Here is an 18,831-nt window from a genome sequence, read left to right as displayed (position 1 = left end):
ATGGCTTCCAGGCCCATATTTTCGGCCTCTTATAGAGTTTACTGGAGCGAGACAGACGCGGCGTGCTGGATGCACTTCTCTAATTATTTCAGGATCTGCGAGAGGACGGAAGAGGAGTTCCTGGCAGGGCTCGGCTTTACTCAGAGCAGCCGCCCCGGTAAGAGGCTAATAATGCCAAGGGTCAGCGCTAGGTGTGACTACAAGAGCCCCCTGGGCCCCGGGGACTTCTATAGGGTAGACATAACTGGCATTATAATAGGCAGGAGCAGCCTTACATATGAATACGAGATCTACAATGAGACCACGAACAGGCTGGCAGCCAAGTGCACAATAGTTACGGTAGCCTATGATGAGAGCCTAGGAAGATCCGTGGAGCTGCCACGTGAGTTGAAGGAGAAGCTGCTTGCCGTGGGCGCCAGGCTGCGCGAAGAGGCTGACGATATCGCGAAGAGGTCAGGCTAAGGCCTTATCCTTGTACCTGATGAACCCCTTATTACTTCTGGCAGCTCGTCAAGGCCCCCTATTATTGCCGTCCTCCCCGTTGACCTGACGAACCTCAGGGCAGCCAAGACCTTGGGCCCCATGGAGCCCGGGGGGAACTCCCCTCTCCTGTAGTATTCTTCGAGCTCGTCAGCGGAGACCTCGTCAAGCCACCGCTCGTTGGGCTTCCCAAAGCCCACGGCGACCCCTCTGACGTCGGTTAAAATTATGAAGAGGTCAGCCTTAAGCTTGACTGCAAGCAGGGAGCTCGCGAGGTCCTTGTCTACGACAGCCTCAACTGGCCTTAGGCCCTCCTCGGTCCTTATGACAGGTACGCCCCCTCCCCCTACCGATATAACTATGATGCCCTCCCTGGCGAGCTCTTCTATTAAGCTTGCCTCAAGTATGTCCAGGGGCTCGGGGCTTGGCACCACCCTCCTGTAGCCTCCCCTGGGATCCTGCTTGAACACCCAGCCGTACTCTGAGGACAGCCTCTTAGCTTCGGCCTCACTGAAGTAAGCGCCGACGAACTTCGTTGGGTTCTTGAAGGAAGGGTCATCAGCGTCTACGAGGGTCCTCGTTATTATGGCCACCGCCCTCCGCCTGCCCTGGAAGGCCTCCTCCAGGGCCATCTGAAGCATGAAGCCCAGCCAACCCTGGGTCATTGCGTCGGCCAGGTCCATGCTCTGAGGAGGGTAGCCCTTAGCTATGTTCATAACCTCGAGCAGGTAGCCCACCTGCGGTCCATTTCCATGGGTTATTATTATTTCATCATTTTGGAAGGCCTTTGCTATGAGTGAGGCCGTCCTCCTGACGTTGCTCCACTGTTCCTCAGGGCTCCCTTTCTCGCCCTTTCTAAGTATGGCGTTACCGCCCAGGGCTATCACTACGCGCATTGTGAACGCCGTTAAGCCGTGAGCTCATCGAGTATTTGAACCTTCCTTTCCATTAATTTCCCTCTTAAACTCGCTTGCCTCCCACGGAAATACTATCCATTTGCTCACCTGGTCCGCATAATAGTCAGGAACCAGCTTGGTCCAGGGCTTTATGTAAAGTGCCGCAGTCCTTATCTCTGTGGGCATATAAAGCGAGAGCGCTTGCACGGAGAACTGAAGCGTGAGCCCCGAGTCACTCACGTCATCAACTAGTAGGACCTTCTTGTCCTTTATTGGAAGCGTAAGAGGCTGCCTCAGGAAGGGCCTCTCCCCCCTCTGCCCTGGGGATATGTAAAGCTTCACCTCCAATGTGCCTATGTCTTCGACCCCCAGCCTGTCGGCCAGCAGCCTCCCAGGTATCAGGCCGCCCCTCATTATACACACTATGGCGTCGGGCCTAAAGCCAGAGCTATTTATCTTTTCGGCTATTTTTTCTACTGCCTCGTCTATCTGGCTCCACGTTATCCACTGGAACTTGTCATCCCCTCCATGATTCACTGGAAGTATGACTATCTCCTTAGCCGGGCGGCCTCTGTCAAGGAGTCTGCTGTCAACGCCGTCCACGAAGACTAGAAATCCAGGCTTAGGGGTTCCGTCCTGGGCGATCACGGGGCTGAGCCCCGGGTATTGTGAGAGCAGCTTCCTGAGAACCTCGGTCCAGCTGCCTCCCTCAATTAGTACCTCCTGGGCCCCTCCCGCTAGGTCCTTTAGCGCCGCTAGGAGCTTTACCTTAGTAGTTGGCAAGGGGGCTCAAGCCCTCTCAGCTGGCCTTAGCCTCCTCGCTCAGGCGCTTCTGCCTCTCCTTGTTAATTCTTACCAGGCTGGTTATGTATCCGGCCACCTGGTTCCTGAGCTTCTTCGAGGACCAGTAGGTCAGCTGCGACACTACCTTCTTATTGTTTTCAAAGCTCTCCGTGAACAGGTTAGGGTACTTAGCCAGGAGCTCCCTGGCAGTCCTCTTGACCAATGTTGTCCTAACCTTACCCATCTTACCACCAAGAGCCCCTGTGAGGTCAGGCATTAAAAGCATTAGGAAGAGGGCTCTAACCCCTCAGAAAAGCTTTTATAGAAGTACTCTAACATAAATTCAAGGAACATCAAGGCGGGTGAATAAGCTATGGCCTCACAGCTTGAAACTATGGGAGTTCCAGTGATTATACTCAAAGAGGGCACTCAGAGGACGGCCGGCAGGGAAGCCCTCCGCAACAACATGATGGCTGCCATTGCGGTGGCGGAGATCCTCAAGACTACATATGGTCCTAAGGGCATGGACAAGATGCTGGTTGACAGCCTTGGTGACGTAACTATAACCAACGACGGAGCCACGATACTTGACAAGATGGACATACAGCACCCCGCTGGCAAGATGTTGGTCCAGGCTGCCAAGGGTCAGGATGAGGAGGCGGGCGACGGAACCAAGACCTCAGTAATATTTGCCGGAGAGCTGCTCAGGCAGGCCGAAGATCTCATAGACAGGAACATACATCCAACCATAATAATACAGGGCTACAAGAGCGCAGTTGATAAGGCAATAGAGGTCCTTAATAGCATAGCAGAGCCCGTGTCCATAGATGACACTGACAAACTAATGAAGGTTGCCATGACCAGCCTCAACAGCAAAGCCGTCGGCGAGGCCAGGGAGTACTTCGCTAAGATAGTAGTTGACGCCGCGAGAGCCGTCGCTGAGAAGAGGGGCGACAAGTGGTATGTTGACATAAATAACGTGCAGATAGTCAAGAAGCACGGCGGCGCCCTTACAGATACTCAGCTGGTGAACGGCATTGTTATAGACAAGGAGGTTGTTCACCCTGACATGCCAAAGAGGGTTGAGCACGCCAAGATAGCCGTGCTTGACGCCCCGCTCGAGATACAGAAGCCTGAGATAGACATGGAGATAAGCATATCGTCACCTGACGCAATAAAGAGGCTGCTCGACAAGCAGGAGAAGATACTGCAGGACAAGGTAGAGAAGATAGCTGCCACCGGCGCCAACGTCGTGATAACCCAGAAGGGCATCGATGACGTGGCCCAGCACTTCCTGGCCAAGAAGGGAATACTTGCCGTGAGGAGGGTGAAGAGGAGCGACATAGAGAAGATAGCTAGGGCTACCGGTGCCAAGATAGTAACTAACCTCGATGACCTCAAGCCTGAGGACCTCGGCTACGCCGACCTGGTCGAGGAGAGGAAGGTAGGAGAGGACAAGATGGTCTTCATAGAGGGCGCCAAGAACCCGAAGAGCGTGACCATACTAATACGCGCAGGCTTTGAGAGGATGGTGGACGAGGCCGAGAGGGCTATACATGACGCGCTGAGCGCCGTGGCAGACGCAATAATGGACGGCAAGATAGTTGCAGGCGGAGGCGCCGTAGAGGCCGAGGTGGCTAAGTCTCTGAGGGAGTGGTCAAAGAGCGTCCCAGGCAAGACGCAGCTGGCAGTTGAAGCCTTCGTGAAGGCGCTCGAGGCTCTGCCGCAGACGCTGGCCACGAACGCCGGCTACGACCCAATAGACATACTCATGAAGCTCAGGAGCGCCCACTCGGATCCGTCAAAGAAGTGGTACGGCATAGACCTAAACACAGGCAACATAGTAGACATGTGGGCCAACGGCGTGGTAGAGCCGCTCAGGGTAAAGGTGAACGCATATAAGGCTGGAACTGAGGCCGCGACGCTGATACTGAGAATTGATGACATGGTAGCCGCGAAGAAGAGCTCAACTGGACCAAGCTCGAGCAAGAAGGAGGGCGGCGAGGAAGAGGAGTCCTCGTCAAGCACCTCAAGCACATCAAGCTCAAGCGACTGAGGGGAGCAACGTTACGTAATTAGAGGCAGCCGTTTTTCCTTTCAGTAAAAGGGTTCTCTTCAGGGGCAACTATCTTGGCCCCTTTTTGTGTTAGTTCTTGCCAAAGCCCTAGAGGTTGCGCCGCTTTATAGCTGCCTTTTATTGTTAGGCCTGCAGCGCACCCTGGAGGTTCGTGATGGATCAGCACATAATTGAACTGCCGAAAAGGATTGTGGTTGGAGATGGGGTTCTGAAGAGCCTTGGGGATCATTTCAAGGACATGTTCCCTAGCGGTTTGCTAGTTTTCGTGGTTACCGGGCCCCACATAGTAAGCTCAGTGTATAACGAGGTTAAGGAGATACTTGAAGATAAGGGCTTTAGCGTAGCCTACACCATAGCGGGGCCCGCGACCGTAGATGAGGCCAACAGGGTTGCAGAGGAGGCCAGGAAAGACAGGGCTGACATACTCCTAGGCTTAGGGGGCGGGAGGAGCATAGATCTAGCCAAGTACGCCGCGGCCGAATCGGGCAAGGAGTTCGTTAGCGTGCCCACGGCGCCTAGTCATGACGGTATAACGAGCCCCTTTGCAACTCTGAGGGGGTTTGAAAGGCCGTATTCAAAGTTAGCTAAGCCGCCGAGGCTCCTGTTATTGGACATAGACATTATCTCGTCAGCGCCAAGGAGGCTCGCCTCCGCAGGCTTCGGCGACTTGATAGGGAAGTACACAGCTGTGCTCGACTGGAAGCTAGCCCACAACCTTAGGGGCGAGTACTACGGGGCCTACGCGGCCAGCCTGGCACTCATGAGCGCAAGGCACGTGGGGGCGTACGCCAGGAAGATAGGCCTTGGCAGTAAGGATGGCATAAGGGCCCTGGTGGAGGCCCTGATAAGCAGCGGGGTGGCTATGTGCATAGCTGGGAGCAGCAGGCCCGCCAGCGGGTCTGAGCACCTGTTTGCCCACGCGCTCGAGATGATAAGCAGGAATCCGCCTCTTCACGGTGAGGCCGTGGGCGTAGGCACGATACTAATGTCGTACCTCTATGGCAAGGACTGGGTCCGCATAAGGAGGCTATTGAAAGAGGCGGGGGCCCCAGTTAACGCTAAGGAGTTAGGGGTCACCGACGATGAAATTATAGAGGCCCTAGTAAAGGCCGCTTCTATAAGGCCTGAGAGGTACACTATACTGGGCGAGAGGGGCCTAACGAGGGACGCCGCAGAGGAGCTGGCGACCAGGACTAAAGTTATTGAAGGGGCGGACTATTAACGTCCGGCTAAGTAGTCACACTAAAACCCTTGGCGGAGTCAAGTAAGGTTCGCAGAATGCATCTTTAAAAATCTGCCGTACAGTGAACCACCGGTGAAGAAGATGTTCAGTTATATCGCGCCAGACAAATACGGCAGGGGCTGGCATGGAACAACAACCGTGGGTCTAATAGCAGGTGACTATGTGATTCTTGCGGCGGACAAGAGGGCCACGGCTGGAACCCTGATAGCGAGCCGCAGCGTTAAGAAGATAGTTAAGCTTACAGATTATGCCGCAATGACCATATCAGGCCTTGTGGCGGACGCGCAGGCCTTAGCCGATGCCGTGAGGGAGGAGGCCAGGTACTATGAACTTGACAGGGGCAAGAGGCTGAGCGTTTATGGTATGGCAACTCTCCTGGCAAATATACTCTCATCAAGTAAGTACTTCCCGTATTTGGTTCAGTTGATAGTAGGCGGTTATGACACAGCGCCACGCCTTTACGCCATAGATCCTTATGGAGGGGTCACTGAGGAGAAGGTCACCTCCACAGGATCAGGCTCCCCGGTGGCCCTCGGGGTCCTAGAGAGAGGCTACAAGGACGGCATATCGTTAGACGACGCTGTAAACTTGGCCGCTGAAGCCATAAGGTCAGCCATACTCAGGGACTCTGCCACGGGCGACGGAATAGACGTCACGATAATAGGTCGCTCTACCTATCAGGAAAAGTTTATACCTTTTCAGCCACGCTAATCTTTCACAGGAACCGTAGACCGTTCCTGCGGTGGTGCAGCTTTGGAAAGCCAGTCTCAGCCAGGCGAAGGGAGGCGTCTGCTATCAGGGCTTGAGCTACGAAGGCGAATAGTTGAGGAGATATACAAGAACCTCGGCAGCGCTGAGATAGCTAAGATAGAGTTTGAGGGCCCGGAGATAGCGATCTACGTCAAGAACACTAAGTGGATGCTAGAGGGCGAGGAGAAGGTAAAGGAGCCCGCCAAGCTTCTCAGGAAGAGAATAGTTGTGAGGAGCGACCCGAAGGCCAGGGCGACAAGGGAGGCCACGATAAAGTACATTCTCGAGAACGCCCCTCAGGACGTCACCATAGACCCGAGCGACATACAGTTTGACGAGGTCCTCGGGGAGGTAAGGGTGCTGACCGACAAGCCTGGAAAGCTAATAGGGAAAGGCAAGACGTTCAGGAACCAGGTTCTGGCGGCCACAGGATGGAGGCTTGAGGTGCAGAGGAAGCCGCCCCTGGTCAGCAAGACGTTAGCTTCTCTTAACACGCTTTACCTTATGGCGTCAAGCGAGAGGAGGCACGCCCTCAGGGAGATAGGGGAGAGGATCTACAGGGACATGATCTCAGGGCCACGTTATGTAAGGATAACGGGCCTTGGAAGCTTCGGAGAGGTTGGCAGGTCCTGCATACTGATAGATACCTCGGAGAGCAAGATCCTGCTCGACGTTGGCTTCGCCCAGAGCGGCTTTGGCCCCGACGCTTACCCCATGTTTGACGCCCCTGAGCTAAGGCTTGACGAGCTGGACGCCGTAGTCATATCACACGCGCACATGGATCACGTGGGCCTGGCCCCCATGCTCTACAAGTACGGCTACCGTGGGCCCATATACATGACCCCAGCTACGCGCGACATAGCGACCCTCATGCTGCAGGACTTCATAAACCTCTACATAAAGGAGGGCAAGGAGCCTCCCTACACGCAGAAGGATCTGATTACCATGCTTAACCATACCATAACGGTGAACTATGACGTTGTCACTGACCTCTCGCCCGACGCAAAGCTCACCTTCAGCGACGCTGGCCACATACTGGGATCTGCCCTAGTGCACATACACATAGGCCAGGGCCTCTATAACATACTCTACACAGGGGACCTTAAGTACTATAGCGTGAGGGATAACAAGGCCCTGAGGCTCCAGCCTCCTGCAAACACGGAGTTCCACCGCATTGAGGCGCTAATAATGGAGAGCACCTATGGGGCCACGGAGACCCCCACCCGCGAAGAGGCCGAGCAGCAGCTGATAGACCTGATCAACAGGACCTACAAGAGAGGAGGCAAGGTGCTGCTGCCAGTTATGGCAGTGGGAAGGTCGCAGGACATGATGGTCCTCCTCAACAAGGCTATGCAGGAGAAGAAAATACCAGAGATGCCCATCTACATAGATGGGCTAATATATGAGGTTACAGCCATTTACACGGCTTACCCAGAGCTCCTCTCAAAGGAGATAAGGGACCAGATACTTAACGAGGGTGCGAACCCGTTCATCGGCCCGCAGATGGTGTTTGTGAACGATCAGAGCAAGAGGGACGAGGCCATATACAGCCAGGGGCCAGCAATAATAATTTCAACGAGCGGAATGATGGCAGGAGGTCCCATACTTGAGTACTTCAAGGCCTTGGCGGGTGACCCGAAGAACTCGCTGGTCTTCGTGAGCTACCAGGCGGCCGGGACCCTTGGCAGGAGAATAGTCGAAGGCGAGCGGGAGGTGCAGCTAGAGGACGAGAACAAGCTCAAGACATACAAGGTGAACCTCGAGGTCGCCAGGATAGAGGGCTTCTCAGGCCACGCCAACAGGAGCGAGCTACTGGCCTTCCTGAGGAGGCTCACGCCGAAGCCCAGGACCATAATACTTAACCACGGCGAGCCTGCCGGGCTCTCAGCGCTGGCTTCAACCATTAAGAGCAGGTGGGACAAGCTCGGCTTCGAGGCATCCCCAGAGGTTGTGGTGCCTGAGAACCTTGAGACCATAAGGGTGTACCCCAGATCCTCAAAACTGCACAACGCACTACTTTACAGCTGAGGGAGCACTTTGCCCTCCATACCCCCTGAGCTGTGCGCCAGGTGCAAGGGCTACAAGCTCCTCTGCGGCCTGCCTAGGTGCCCCATACTGGAGAGATTCAGGGTTCAGGTAAGCGCGGTGCAAAGGATAAACGGGAAGGACGTGACGGGCTCTACTCCTCCGAGCGTGCTGGTAGGCGAGTATGGGTACCCCAAGGTCTCGTTTTACTATATGGTGCCCCCTGGCAAGTCCTCGGACGAGGCAGCATACTATGACGCGCCTAAGCTATGGGCTGAGAGGAGGGAGACCCTTGGCAATATAGTGAAACTGAGGGGGGAGATGGTATCCGCCTATGTAAAGCTTGACGTTCATGAGCCCTGGAGGCTGTATGAGACGGAGCTGGGGCTGGCGTCCCTCTCTGAGAGGCCAGTTGAAAGCGATGTAGTCCTGAGATCGCTGCCGCTCCCTCAGCTCAAGTTCGACGGCATAACAAAACCCATGGGGCCCAGGGCCCCGGCCGAGAAGGTGGTTGTGAGCGGGACCCCCAAACTTCAGAGGAAGGCCGAGGAGGCTATCTGGGACGACGCTAAAGCCGAGGACATAATATGGGAGCTCTACCAGGCGGGCATCGACGTCTATAAGATACAGGACATGCTAAGCCTTGGGTTCCTCGGAAGGCTTAGGGCCAGAAGGCTGGTGCCAACAAGGTGGGCAATAACTGCTGTTGATGACATTATTTCAAGGAAGCTAAGGATGAAGGTGAGGGATTTCAGGAGCATAGACAATGTTGAAGTTAGGGAGGCGGAGTACTTGGGGAACCGCTTCTTAATAATACTTATGCCTGGCGAAGGCACCTTTGAGTGGATAGAGGTGTGGCACCCCAGGGGGCTCTGGACGCAGCAGGCAGAGAAACCAATAGTGGAGCGGGTAGAGGAGGACCCTCTCGGAAGGACTTCAACTATGGATGGCGGCTTCTCCGCGGCCCGTCTGGCCGTGCTTGAGGGCCTGGTAAGCTTGGCGAGGAAGGCAGACGTAGTCATTCTAAGGGAGGTGCTGCCCACATACTACGCCCCTGTGGGCAACTGGCACATACGCGAGTCCATAAGGAGGGCCATGTTTAGCGAGCCGAAGGTCTTCGATATCGTGCAGAAGGCCTCAGAGTATGCGGCTAGCTGGCTCAGGGCAAGCCCTCAGGAGGTGTTGGCCCAGAGCTCCCTGTTAGGCTTTAGAGCAAGGCCGAGAAAGCTAACGGACTTCCTAAGGTAATCAAGGCGTCGTAACTTAGCTTAGTGGGCAGCAACTGTATTGATATAAAGTTAAATATAAAAGCTTTTCAACACTAAAGGGTTCTAGAGTGCTGGCCATGGCAGAGGACGAGTGGGTAAAGCTAAGGCTGCAAGAGGTACTAGAGAAGATAAGCTCCGAGGATAAGAGGATAACACCGCAGAGGGTCCTCTTAACTAAGCTCATATTATCAAAGGTCAAGGAGCACGCATCGCTTAAGGAGCTCTTTGACGCTGCGCAGGAGGAGCTCCCCCGCGTAGGCATTTCTACAGTCTATAATACTATAAAGATGTTGGAAAGCATGGGCGTAGTGGACACATTTATAGTTAACGACAAGCTGAGAATAGACCAGCCGACTCCTCACATAAACGTGTACTGCCTAGACTCGGACAAGATCTTCGATGTTGACGGTGACGTAGCATCTATGGTTATGAATTCCTTGAAGTCAAAGGGGCTTAACGTCAAGAAGATAGTAGTCGAGGCCTACTGTAATGGAGAGAAGAGCGAGGTTAAGGAACCCGAGGCGGAATCCTAAGTTCTACCATTGGCTGAGCCAGTTATGTAGTCGTGAGGATGTTTGACTTCTGTAGCAGGGTGCCGTGCTGTCCTTTTTAATTAAAACATACTCTGGCGCCTAGGGTGGTGGTCCAGGTGTCTCGAGCAGGCTGTGAAAGAACGCTCTCACCATTACAGACTGCCATGACATCGGTGTTTCAGGCTCTGCCCATGCACGCTAACCCTCTGGGGATGCTATTTGGAGGCATCATGGAGGACTGGATGGTTCAGGTTGCAAGTATGGAGGCCACCAGGATAGCAAGGAGGCCAACACTATTAGCAAGCCTTGAAAGCCTCTATTTCCTCTCTCCAGTGCTCGTTGGTGAGAACGCTATAATAACTGCATGGGTTGACTACGTTGGTAACAGCAGCATTGACCTCAGCCTCCTGGTGGAGGCAGAGAACCCAATAATGAATGAGAAGAGGCTAACGACGTTAGCTCACATGACTTATGTGGCGGTCGGGAGAGACCTAAGGCCTGTCCCCGTGGGGGTCTGCATAGAGCCCAGGACTCCGGAGGAGGAGGCCCTCTACGAGGACGCCATTAAGAGAAGGAAGGCCAGGGAGGATAGAATAAGGGATAGGAAGCGGAGAGTCTTTGATACATCCCCTCCTAGGGGCCTTCTTGATAAGTACACGGTAGTAAGTAACAAGGTCGTGATGCCTGAGGACGTTATGCAGATAAACACGCTCTTCGCTGGGAGGCTCATGAGGCTCCTTGACGAGGTGACAGCCCTAGTGGCTACTAGGTATGCTCATGGACCAGTGGTAACGGCCTCTGTAGACAGCACTGACTTTTACACCCCGATACTGTTAGGAGAGACTATAGTAGCCTACAGCACGCTGACTTATGTTGGCAAGTCAAGCATGGAGGTGATGGCTAAGGTTATCAAGCGGGACGAGATAACTGGCGAGGAGCGTCACACCACTACAAGCTACTTTACGCTGGTTCACATAGGCCCCACCGGCAGAAGCGAGCCCGTAGAGCCCTTCACGCCGACCGAGGATTGGCAGAAGAAACTAATCGCTGAGGCTGAAGAGAGGAGGCGCCTGAGACTCGAGGGACTTCAGGCTTTCAGGGAAAACGCTGAGAAAGTCAGGGAGCTTTTGGCTCAGAGGGGGCTAGCCCCTTAGACCAGTTCTATGGCTATGGAGGCTGCCCCTCCAAGCCCATGACATATAGACGCCACTCCCCTCTTACCTCCATGTTTCCTCAGGACGTTAATCAGTTCCAAGGTTATCCTCGCGCCGCTCATGCCTAACGGGTGGCCGACGGCTATGGCACCCCCGTGAACGTTCATGCGGTCATATGGTATTCCCAGCTCCTTGTGCATTATGTAGCTGTTCACCGCAAAGGCCTCGTTGTTTTCCCAGTAGTCAACCATGTCTATTGTCCACCCTACATCATCAAGCAGCTTCTTCACAGCTCCAACAGGCGCCGCGGGGAACCTCCAGGTCTCAACGCCGTGGTAGGCAAAGCCCACTATTCTCGCTATAGGTTTAAGCCCAAGCGACTTCACCGCTTCCTCGCTAGCTATGAGAAGGGTCGCAGCTCCATCACTGAGCTGGCTGCTGGAGCCCGCTGTGTGAGGCCCCCTGCTGCTGAAGGCGTAAGGCAGCGACTTGAGCTTCTCTATGCTTGTGTCCCTCCTTATTCCTTCATCATAGTCCAACAGCACCTTACCATTCCTTTCATAGGGCACCACGAAGTCTTTCAACAGGTTGTTATCCCAAGCCTTAGCCGCCCTCTCGTGGCTTTCATACGATATCCTGTCCAGCTCATCCCTTGGGGCATTGTATTCAGCCGCTGTCATGTCGGCCTCCTCCCCCATAACCTTGTTAAGGAGCACGTCCCAGAGACCGTCATATACCATGGCATCTAAGATCTGCCACTCCCTGCCTATGAGGTGCTTAACTCCCCACCTTGCAGAGGAGTGAATTATGAAGGGAGCCATGCTCATAGATTCCATGCCGCCCGCGGCAATTATGTTATAGGAGCCCGAAGCTATGTAGTTGGCAGCCGTTATTATGGCGGCCATGCCGCTAGCGCATACCATGTCAACAGTCATGGAGTCTATGTGGTAAGGTACCCCGCTCTTTATCGCTACCTGCCTGGCTGAGTCCATGCCGGTGCCAGCCCTTATTACATGCCCATAGACTAACATGTCGAGGTCCGATGGCTTAAGGCCTACCCTTTCAAGAGTCTCCTTAAGCGTGAACGTTGCTAGGTCAACAGCCGGTACGTCCTTATAGGCGCCTCCAAACTTGCCGACGGGTGTCCTAACGCCATCTACTATGTAAATGTTCTGCTTAAACTTGGGCATGCCGCGCCCTAGCTCTGACGGAACTTAGAGGCTTATAATGGCTCTTCATGGGACATTAATAAGGTTAAGGGCCAGGCAGTGCCAGGTCATACAGCTCAAGCTTAAAAGACCCCCTAACACTGGGAGAGGGGGTGTTAATTATTGAAGTTATGGTCCATGGTGCTTGGAGGCTTTCCTCGCACGAGGGAGGCAAGGCACGCATTAAGGGACCTAGAGAGGGGTGCAGGCTCACAGGTTTACATAGAGTGGAGCGTGACCGCAGAGGAGGCCGCCATAGTAGGTGCGCAGGAGGCCCTTGGGTTCAGGTATGTTGTCGATGGAATGGTTGACTGGCATGATATATTTAGGCCGTTCGTTAGCGCATGGAGGAACGTAACGGCAAGCGGCCTTCTAAGGTACTTTGACAACAACTTTTTCTACAGGGTGCCTGTGTTCACAGACAGGCCGGACCCCGATCACTTCGTATGGCCCCAGCGCATAAGGGCCTTCAGCAGCATAGCAGAGCCAAACCCCCTGAAAGCCGTCATACCAGGCCCCCTGACGTTCCTCATGATGTCCAAGAATGCAAGTGAGCTGAGCAAGGATGACCTGGCGGAGAGCATAGCGTCAGCACTAGCTATGGAGGCCCAGGCAGCGGAGGAGGCGGGGGCAGCGCTCATACAAATAGACGAGCCTTACATGACTGAGCAGGAGCTCTCAAGGGACGATGCGATATTAGGCGTCGAGCTCATAAACAGCATAGTGGCTAGGCTTAAGGTGCCCACAGCCGTATCAATATACTTTGACGTGGCCAGGGAGGATGTGTATGAGGCCCTTCTGAACGTAAAAACCACGTACCTCTCCATAGATGTAGCCGACGCGCCAGCTAGGGCGCTCTCGCTTGTAGCAAAGAAGGGCCTTGGGGGCCACAAACCGATCTTAGGGGTCATAGACGCCAGGAGAATAGAGGATGACGACTTTGAGAAGGTAAAGAGTTGGGTGCTTCAGGTCTCCAAAGAGGCAAGTGACGAAGAGGTGGGCCTCACCACCACTACCTGGTTTGACGTAATACCATATACATATAGCCTTAGAAAGGCTTACCTACTCTCCGCCATAACTGAAAAGCTTAGGGAGGTGACGCCGTAATGAGTTACCAGGTGCCTTCAAAGTTTCCAACAACAGTGATAGGCAGCTACCCAAAGCTCCCGGAGGCCAGCGAACTAATAAAGAGAAGGGACCGCGGCGAGATCTCCGAGGAGGAGTTCCACAGGCTCATAAGGGGGCCCATAGCTGAGGTCGTGAGGGACTACCTAGAGGCTGGGGTGGATATAATCAGCGATGGCGAGCAGTCACGCGAAGACATGGTAGTCTACTTTGCGCAGAGGGTGCAGGGCTATGAGGAGGGCGAGTGGGTGAGAATTTATGACAACATGTACTTCAGGAAGCCCATAATTAGGGGCCCCCTCGCCAGAGGCTCACAGCTTGCAGTAGAGGACTGGCTTTACACGTCATCAATAAGCGGCGGGAGACCCGTGAAGTTTATAATAACAGGGCCCTATACCATGATGGAGTGGAGCTTCAATACGTACTACAAGGACAGAAGCGAGCTCATCATGGCGCTGGCCAAGGTGATAAGGGAGGAAATCCTAGATGCTGTTAAGGCCGGCGCTAAGTACATACAGGTGGACGAGCCTGCGCTCTCAACAAGGCCCTGGAAGGAGGAGGCAGAGCTGGCGGGAGAGGCGCTACGCTACGTCTTCTCTGGCGTAGAGGCCAAGAGGATAGTTCACATATGCTATGGGAGGCTCGAGAGGATACTGCCCTATATACTGGATTACCCCGTAGACCAGTTCGCGCTAGAGTTCAAGAATAGCAACTTCAGGCTGCTGCCCTACCTGAAGGAGTACGGCTACAACAAAGAGCTCGGCTACGGCGTAATAGATGTCCACAGCATGCAGGTTGAAACGGTGAAGGAAGTAAAGGAGGCCATAGAGAAGCTAATGAAACTTGACCTGCTGCCTCCTGAGAAGATTTACATAAACCCGGACTGCGGCCTTAAGCCGTTGCCTCGCGAGGTCGCTAAGGCCAAGTTAATCAACATGGTTAAGGCCGCCTCGGAGGCCAGGAGCGAATGGTAGATGACAATATCATAAGACTTTATGAGGGCGGCTGGACAGGCAAGCTGCCCCAAGAGGTTCTTGAACAAGTGGTGCTCTCCAGAGTAAGGGGGTTCGGCTGGGCGTCAACTGTTATGGGTCCAGCCATAGGTGAGGACGCGGCACTAATAGACCTGGGAAGCTGTGTCATGGCCGTCCACAGCGACCCAATAACTGAGTCCCGATTCAGCGTCGGCTCCCTGGCGGTTGACGTGGCATCTAATGACATAGCTGTAAGGGGGGTAAGACCTCAGTGGATGTTAGTAGACGTGCTAATGCCCGTGGGCTCTTTGATCTCCTCGCTCAGCGCTCTAGTGAGCGAGCTCTCATCGGAGGCCAGGAGGCTGGGAATAGAGATAGTGGGTGGCCACACAGAGGCAGCTCCAGGCTTGAGCCACGCCATAGTGATAGCCACAGTGATGGGGTGCGGCAGGCACGACAACATAGTCACGACCTCAGGGGCTAAGGAGGGGGACCTGGTCATACAGGTTAACCCGACAGCCATGGAGGCCACAGCTATAATAGCAAGTGACTTCAAAGATTTACTCCTTAAGGCTGGGCTCGGCGAGAACGACATCAGTGAGGCCTCTTCGCTGATCTCAAGGATAAGCATAATGAACTACGCCCTTCCCTTAGCGGAAAGGAGGCTGGTCACCTCCATGCATGACGTAACTGAGGGGGGCATTATAGGCGCCGCTTACGAGGTCGCCAGGGCCTCTGGGCACGATATAACAATATATAGGGACAGCATCATAGTCGAGGGCATAACAAGAAAAATCTTTGATGCACTTAAAATAGACCCGCTCAAGTCCATGGGGAGCGGCTCCTTCATAGTCACTGTAAGGCCTGAGAACAAAGAGAGGGCCCTTGAGCTGCTCGCAGGGCTTGGGGCTAGGTCGTCAGTCATAGGCGTAGTGGGAGGGAGCTCCAGGAGCCCTAAGTTAATAGTCAAAGGGAAGAGCTCAGAGCAGGAGTATTCGTCACCGCCTGAGGACGAGGTCGCCAGGCTGTGGTCTAGAGGGAGGGAACCTGATGGCTGAGCAGCTAGCAATAATAGTGGCCGGGACTCCGGGGGTTGGCAAGTCCACACTCTCAAGTATGCTCTCGGAGGAGCTGGGGTGTAGTATAGTTGAGCCGTCGGAGGTAGCTGTGAAGGAGGGCCTGGGAAGGCCGGACCCTGAGAGGCCAGGAACCCTCATAATTGATGAGGAGAGGCTCGTAAACTCCATATTAAACAAGTTGAGCCCCTGCACCATCGTGCCCACGCACTACCCGTCGCTCTTCCTGGACTTCGAAGGCTTTAACGAGCTGGTGCCCTTTGTTATTCTCCTCAGGCTAAACCCGCTGGTCCTGTTCGAGAGGCTCTTGTCAAGGGGCTGGCCCCGCCGTAAGGTTCTTGAGAACGTTATGGCTGAGGCGCTGGGCTCCGTTGCCGAGGAGCTCATAGACTATGGCGACATGACCATAGAGGTTGACACTACAGGCATGAGCCCTCAGTCAGTGCTCTCCAGCGTCATGTCAGGCATAGTAGAGTGGAGGACTGGCATTAGCATTGACTGGCTCTCTGACCCGGCCGTTGCCAGCGCTGTCCCTCAGTGGGGCTCTGAACTGGACCTTTACGAGAATGGGGTTAACGATAGTGGGTGACTGAACTATGGCCTCGCCAGGCTGTAGCTTATCAAGGAGATCAACCATCTCGTGAGATAAGTTCATGCTCTGAACTACCACTTCTTTATCTCTGAGGCTCCTGAGGGCGTGGACTATCTTAGTGTTGGCATTTAGCAGCACGTCATTAGGCACAGCTGAAGGACTCTGGGTGGCCAGGGCTATGTAGAGCCCATACTTCCTGGACTCAGCCATTATATGGCCCAGGAGGTCGTTGTCGTCACTGAAGAGGTTATGCGCTTTGTCTATTGCTGCCACCACAGGGGTAGTCCTGTTCCTGCGAGAGAACATGGCCGCAAGCATTATCAGCGAGTAGGCCCTTCTGACAGTGTAGCTCTCTATCTCGTCAAGCAGTACTATCCTTGACTCCTCCTCCAGCTCCTCAAGGTCTACAGAGCCATTGAACAGGTTGGAGAACTTATCGCTAGCCACCACGGCCACTTTCCTTAACAGGCCTCTCTTGACCTCCCTGTCCCACCTGGCCTCCTCTGGGTAGGCCTCTATGGCCTCCTGAAGCTCGCTGAAGCTCTTTGGTATGCCGTCGTTGAAAACCCTCATAACTATGTAGCTCTGGGGCTGGGTCAGGTTCATGGCGCTGCTGAGCACGTCCAGCAGGAGCTCCGGGGACGACCGAAGGCCTTTGTCAGTAAATGGATTAATTCCTCCATCCCTAAGGGGGCTCCACCTCTTCAGATTATCATCGACTAGCCTGTTTATTTCGCCAGCCCAGTCGAAGGCCACAAAATTAACTCCAACGTCTTTTAGGCCCTCAAGTATTGTGGTAAGGGTCGTGGTCTTCCCAGTGCCCGTCGAGCCGAAGATAGCCACGTGACCCCTTATATCGTTAACGGTGAGCTGCACTGGCTTCGGGTAGGCGCCCTCATAGGCAACTCCAAGCCTAAGCCCTACCGCCTGTTCCTCAGAGGGTGCCAACGGAAGGGAGCCCCTAGAAGGCTCCACTATGATGGGCTCGCCCTTGCCGTTAGGCTCGAGGGCTTCGAGGCCCTTCACAAGGGACTCCGGCACGTCCTCCAGCTCGCTAAGCCTGGCGCCTTTGACGTTCATTGATATAAGGGTCTTCAAGATCTCAGCCTCTATGTTGACCTCAGATGGGTCGGGGTTCAGGACGCCTATGAGGGTCCTGCTATAGCCCCCTTGGAGCATTGAAATCACCATGTACCTGGCCCTGCCAGCCTTAGCCCTCTCCTTCACTATGGAGGCCAATACCTGGGAGGCCTGGGCCCTCTCCTCAGCTGTGCCCGTGGTCACGACCTCTATTACCCTGAAGTTCATGCTGCTAGAGGGTGATTTTTTGCTGCGCCTCTTGATCGCTATCGAGACGCCGGCCGCTGATGAGATCAGCGCGGCAGCGCCTGCGGCGCCAATTGCAAGGCTTCCCGCCGGCATCCTGAGAGCTCCCGCGTCCAGCAGCAGCTTGGCTATGATTATAGCGCTTGGCACCGAGGCCAGAGGCCGATACCTCCTGGGCACGCCGTCTATCAGCTTCTTGATCTCCATGGTTGCCCGTAAGTACCTCTGCCTTAAATTCAGGGCCCCTCTTCTCCGGAAGGGGAACATGACAGCCGTACCTAACATTTTAGGATGCAAAGTATACCTTAATCGAAGGCTTGCAGAGATAGGTATGCCGGTGGCCTTTGAGTGCTCCTCGACCGACAGGCTGGCGTCGCTTGACGACGTCAAGGGCGAGGCCGCCGCCGGTCTGAGTAAAGTCGTTGAGCTCACCAACTCCGCTGGGCTGAACGCCGTTTACTCAGGCCACGAGCTGATAGGAAGGTCCTTCGACCTTTACGTGTTTAAGCTGACCAGCGGGACAAGCGAGGTAGGCCAGCTTAGGGTTGTCGTCAGGAAGTCAACGTTCATAAATCTCACAGGGGTCCTCTTCACTAACGGCCTTGCCTTAATGCCGCCCGAGGGGGAGCTGCTCAGGAGAGGCGAAGTTAGGGAGGGCGAGGTTTTAAGTCAGGTCATGGCTTCTAAGGAGTGCGCAGCCACCGAGCTGCCCCTAGGCCAGGTCGCTATACCTAAGTTTGTAATTTACTCAGCCGAGGGCGAGATCCCTAGGATTGAAAGGGGCTCCTGGAAGCTTGTCCTGACAGGGCCGGACGGCGACTCGGTAGAGCTGGGGCTTGCTGACGTAATGGGCGAGGCCAGGGATCTAGGGCCTGAGGACTTTCACTGCGTCACGGGCTGGAGCGTCAAGGGCCGGAGGTATCTTGGAGTTCCACTGAAGGACCTCTTCAGGAAGCTTAATGGCTTAGGGGACGCCAAGTGGGTCTACTCGTGGAGCTACTCTGGCTACACCTCGGTAATGCCAATTGACATAGCAGTGGAGAGCGCGGCACTAGTAGTGGGTATAGATGGCAGGGCCCTGCCTGATGAGAACGGGGGCCCCGCTAGGATCTTCAGCCCACTTCTCTACGGCTGGAAGGGGACTAAGTGGGTCTCAAAGATTGAGCTTTTGAGGGACTATGAGGATGGCTACTGGGAGGCCTTAGCTTATCATGAGAGGGGGCTAGCGTCCCATAATGAGAGGTTCAAGCTAAGGAATCCGTCTTTAACGGACTTCTGTTGGTAACTTTAACTAAAACCTAATGCGGCATATGACCTTGCC

Annotated in this window: 17 protein-coding genes and 1 pseudogene; 13 read left to right on the top strand and 5 right to left on the bottom strand. The window is 54.5% G+C overall.

From position 1 onward, the window contains the following. Positions 1–462: an acyl-CoA thioesterase gene (locus ACZ5GQ_RS01920; protein WP_498856969.1), complete on the top strand. Its 462-nt coding sequence runs from the start codon at positions 1–3 to the stop codon at positions 460–462. Here ACZ5GQ_RS01920 and arcC read toward each other — a convergent pair. From arcC to ACZ5GQ_RS01905, 3 genes are read right to left on the bottom strand one after another with little or no spacing between them, the layout of a single operon-like run. After that, positions 459–1,376: a carbamate kinase gene (gene arcC, locus ACZ5GQ_RS01915; protein ID WP_498856968.1), complete on the bottom strand. Its 918-nt coding sequence runs from the start codon at positions 1,374–1,376 to the stop codon at positions 459–461. The genes ACZ5GQ_RS01920 and arcC overlap by 4 nt on opposite strands. A gap of 24 nt (positions 1,377–1,400) precedes the next feature. Continuing rightward, complete coding sequence (locus tag ACZ5GQ_RS01910) at positions 1,401–2,159, bottom strand: phosphoribosyltransferase family protein (protein ID WP_498856967.1); 759 nt, start codon at positions 2,157–2,159, stop codon at positions 1,401–1,403. 16 nt (positions 2,160–2,175) lie between these two features. Then, on the bottom strand, positions 2,176–2,403 hold the full coding sequence (locus ACZ5GQ_RS01905) for a 30S ribosomal protein S17e (protein ID WP_498857340.1): 228 nt from the start codon (positions 2,401–2,403) through the stop codon (positions 2,176–2,178). Between the two features lie 129 nt (positions 2,404–2,532). Between ACZ5GQ_RS01905 and thsB the strand changes: the two genes are divergently transcribed. The 7 genes from thsB to ACZ5GQ_RS01870 all read left to right on the top strand — a co-directional run bounded on the left by thsB (position 2,533) and on the right by ACZ5GQ_RS01870 (position 11,209). Further along, positions 2,533–4,215: a thermosome subunit beta gene (thsB, locus tag ACZ5GQ_RS01900; protein ID WP_498856966.1), complete on the top strand. Its 1,683-nt coding sequence runs from the start codon at positions 2,533–2,535 to the stop codon at positions 4,213–4,215. A gap of 175 nt (positions 4,216–4,390) precedes the next feature. Beyond that, on the top strand, positions 4,391–5,458 hold the full coding sequence (locus ACZ5GQ_RS01895; protein ID WP_498856965.1) for an NAD(P)-dependent glycerol-1-phosphate dehydrogenase: 1,068 nt from the start codon (positions 4,391–4,393) through the stop codon (positions 5,456–5,458). 102 nt (positions 5,459–5,560) lie between these two features. Next, positions 5,561–6,190: an archaeal proteasome endopeptidase complex subunit beta gene (psmB, locus tag ACZ5GQ_RS01890; RefSeq protein WP_498856964.1), complete on the top strand. Its 630-nt coding sequence runs from the start codon at positions 5,561–5,563 to the stop codon at positions 6,188–6,190. Positions 6,191–6,232: 42 nt separating this feature from the next. Beyond that, on the top strand, positions 6,233–8,257 hold the full coding sequence (locus ACZ5GQ_RS01885; RefSeq protein ID WP_498856963.1) for a beta-CASP ribonuclease aCPSF1: 2,025 nt from the start codon (positions 6,233–6,235) through the stop codon (positions 8,255–8,257). Positions 8,258–8,266: 9 nt separating this feature from the next. Next, a complete protein-coding gene (locus tag ACZ5GQ_RS01880; protein WP_498856962.1) occupies positions 8,267–9,502 on the top strand; it encodes an Nre family DNA repair protein in 1,236 nt (411 codons plus the stop codon). 97 nt (positions 9,503–9,599) lie between these two features. Beyond that, a complete protein-coding gene (locus ACZ5GQ_RS01875) occupies positions 9,600–10,055 on the top strand; it encodes a Fur family transcriptional regulator (protein WP_498856961.1) in 456 nt (151 codons plus the stop codon). Between the two features lie 191 nt (positions 10,056–10,246). After that, positions 10,247–11,209: an acyl-CoA thioesterase gene (locus tag ACZ5GQ_RS01870; protein WP_498856960.1), complete on the top strand. Its 963-nt coding sequence runs from the start codon at positions 10,247–10,249 to the stop codon at positions 11,207–11,209. Here ACZ5GQ_RS01870 and ACZ5GQ_RS01865 read toward each other — a convergent pair. After that, on the bottom strand, positions 11,206–12,399 hold the full coding sequence (locus tag ACZ5GQ_RS01865) for a thiolase family protein (protein WP_498856959.1): 1,194 nt from the start codon (positions 12,397–12,399) through the stop codon (positions 11,206–11,208). The two genes, ACZ5GQ_RS01870 and ACZ5GQ_RS01865, sit on opposite strands and share 4 nt — an antisense overlap. 141 nt (positions 12,400–12,540) lie before the next feature. On the opposite strand from ACZ5GQ_RS01865, the gene ACZ5GQ_RS01860 reads away from it, so the two are divergent. From ACZ5GQ_RS01860 to ACZ5GQ_RS01845, 4 genes and pseudogenes are all read left to right on the top strand, one after another. Beyond that, on the top strand, positions 12,541–13,524 hold the full coding sequence (locus tag ACZ5GQ_RS01860; RefSeq protein ID WP_498856958.1) for a methylcobalamin--homocysteine methyltransferase: 984 nt from the start codon (positions 12,541–12,543) through the stop codon (positions 13,522–13,524). Then, positions 13,524–14,516, top strand: a complete 993-nt coding sequence (locus ACZ5GQ_RS01855) for a methionine synthase (protein WP_498856957.1) — start codon at positions 13,524–13,526, stop codon at positions 14,514–14,516. The genes ACZ5GQ_RS01860 and ACZ5GQ_RS01855 overlap by 1 nt, the downstream gene beginning before the upstream one ends. Further along, positions 14,510–15,574, top strand: coding sequence for an AIR synthase family protein (locus ACZ5GQ_RS01850; RefSeq protein ID WP_498856956.1), 1,065 nt, complete (start codon positions 14,510–14,512; stop codon positions 15,572–15,574). The genes ACZ5GQ_RS01855 and ACZ5GQ_RS01850 overlap by 7 nt, the downstream gene beginning before the upstream one ends. Continuing rightward, positions 15,567–15,944: pseudogene (locus ACZ5GQ_RS01845) on the top strand (AAA family ATPase); the annotation flags it as partial. The gene ACZ5GQ_RS01850 and the pseudogene ACZ5GQ_RS01845, both read left to right, overlap by 8 nt. Before the next feature lie 108 nt (positions 15,945–16,052). Here ACZ5GQ_RS01845 and ACZ5GQ_RS01840 read toward each other — a convergent pair. Beyond that, positions 16,053–17,717, bottom strand: coding sequence for an ATP-binding protein (locus ACZ5GQ_RS01840; protein ID WP_498856955.1), 1,665 nt, complete (start codon positions 17,715–17,717; stop codon positions 16,053–16,055). Between the two features lie 58 nt (positions 17,718–17,775). On the opposite strand from ACZ5GQ_RS01840, the gene ACZ5GQ_RS01835 reads away from it, so the two are divergent. Continuing rightward, entirely contained in the window at positions 17,776–18,795 is a 1,020-nt protein-coding gene (locus ACZ5GQ_RS01835) for a molybdopterin-dependent oxidoreductase (RefSeq protein ID WP_498856954.1), read from the top strand. Positions 18,796–18,831: the final 36 nt, after the last annotated feature.

This window comes from Caldococcus noboribetus, assembly GCF_055389385.1.
Note: the sequence above shows the minus strand (reverse complement) of the source record. Positions and strands in the feature narration are given on the sequence as shown.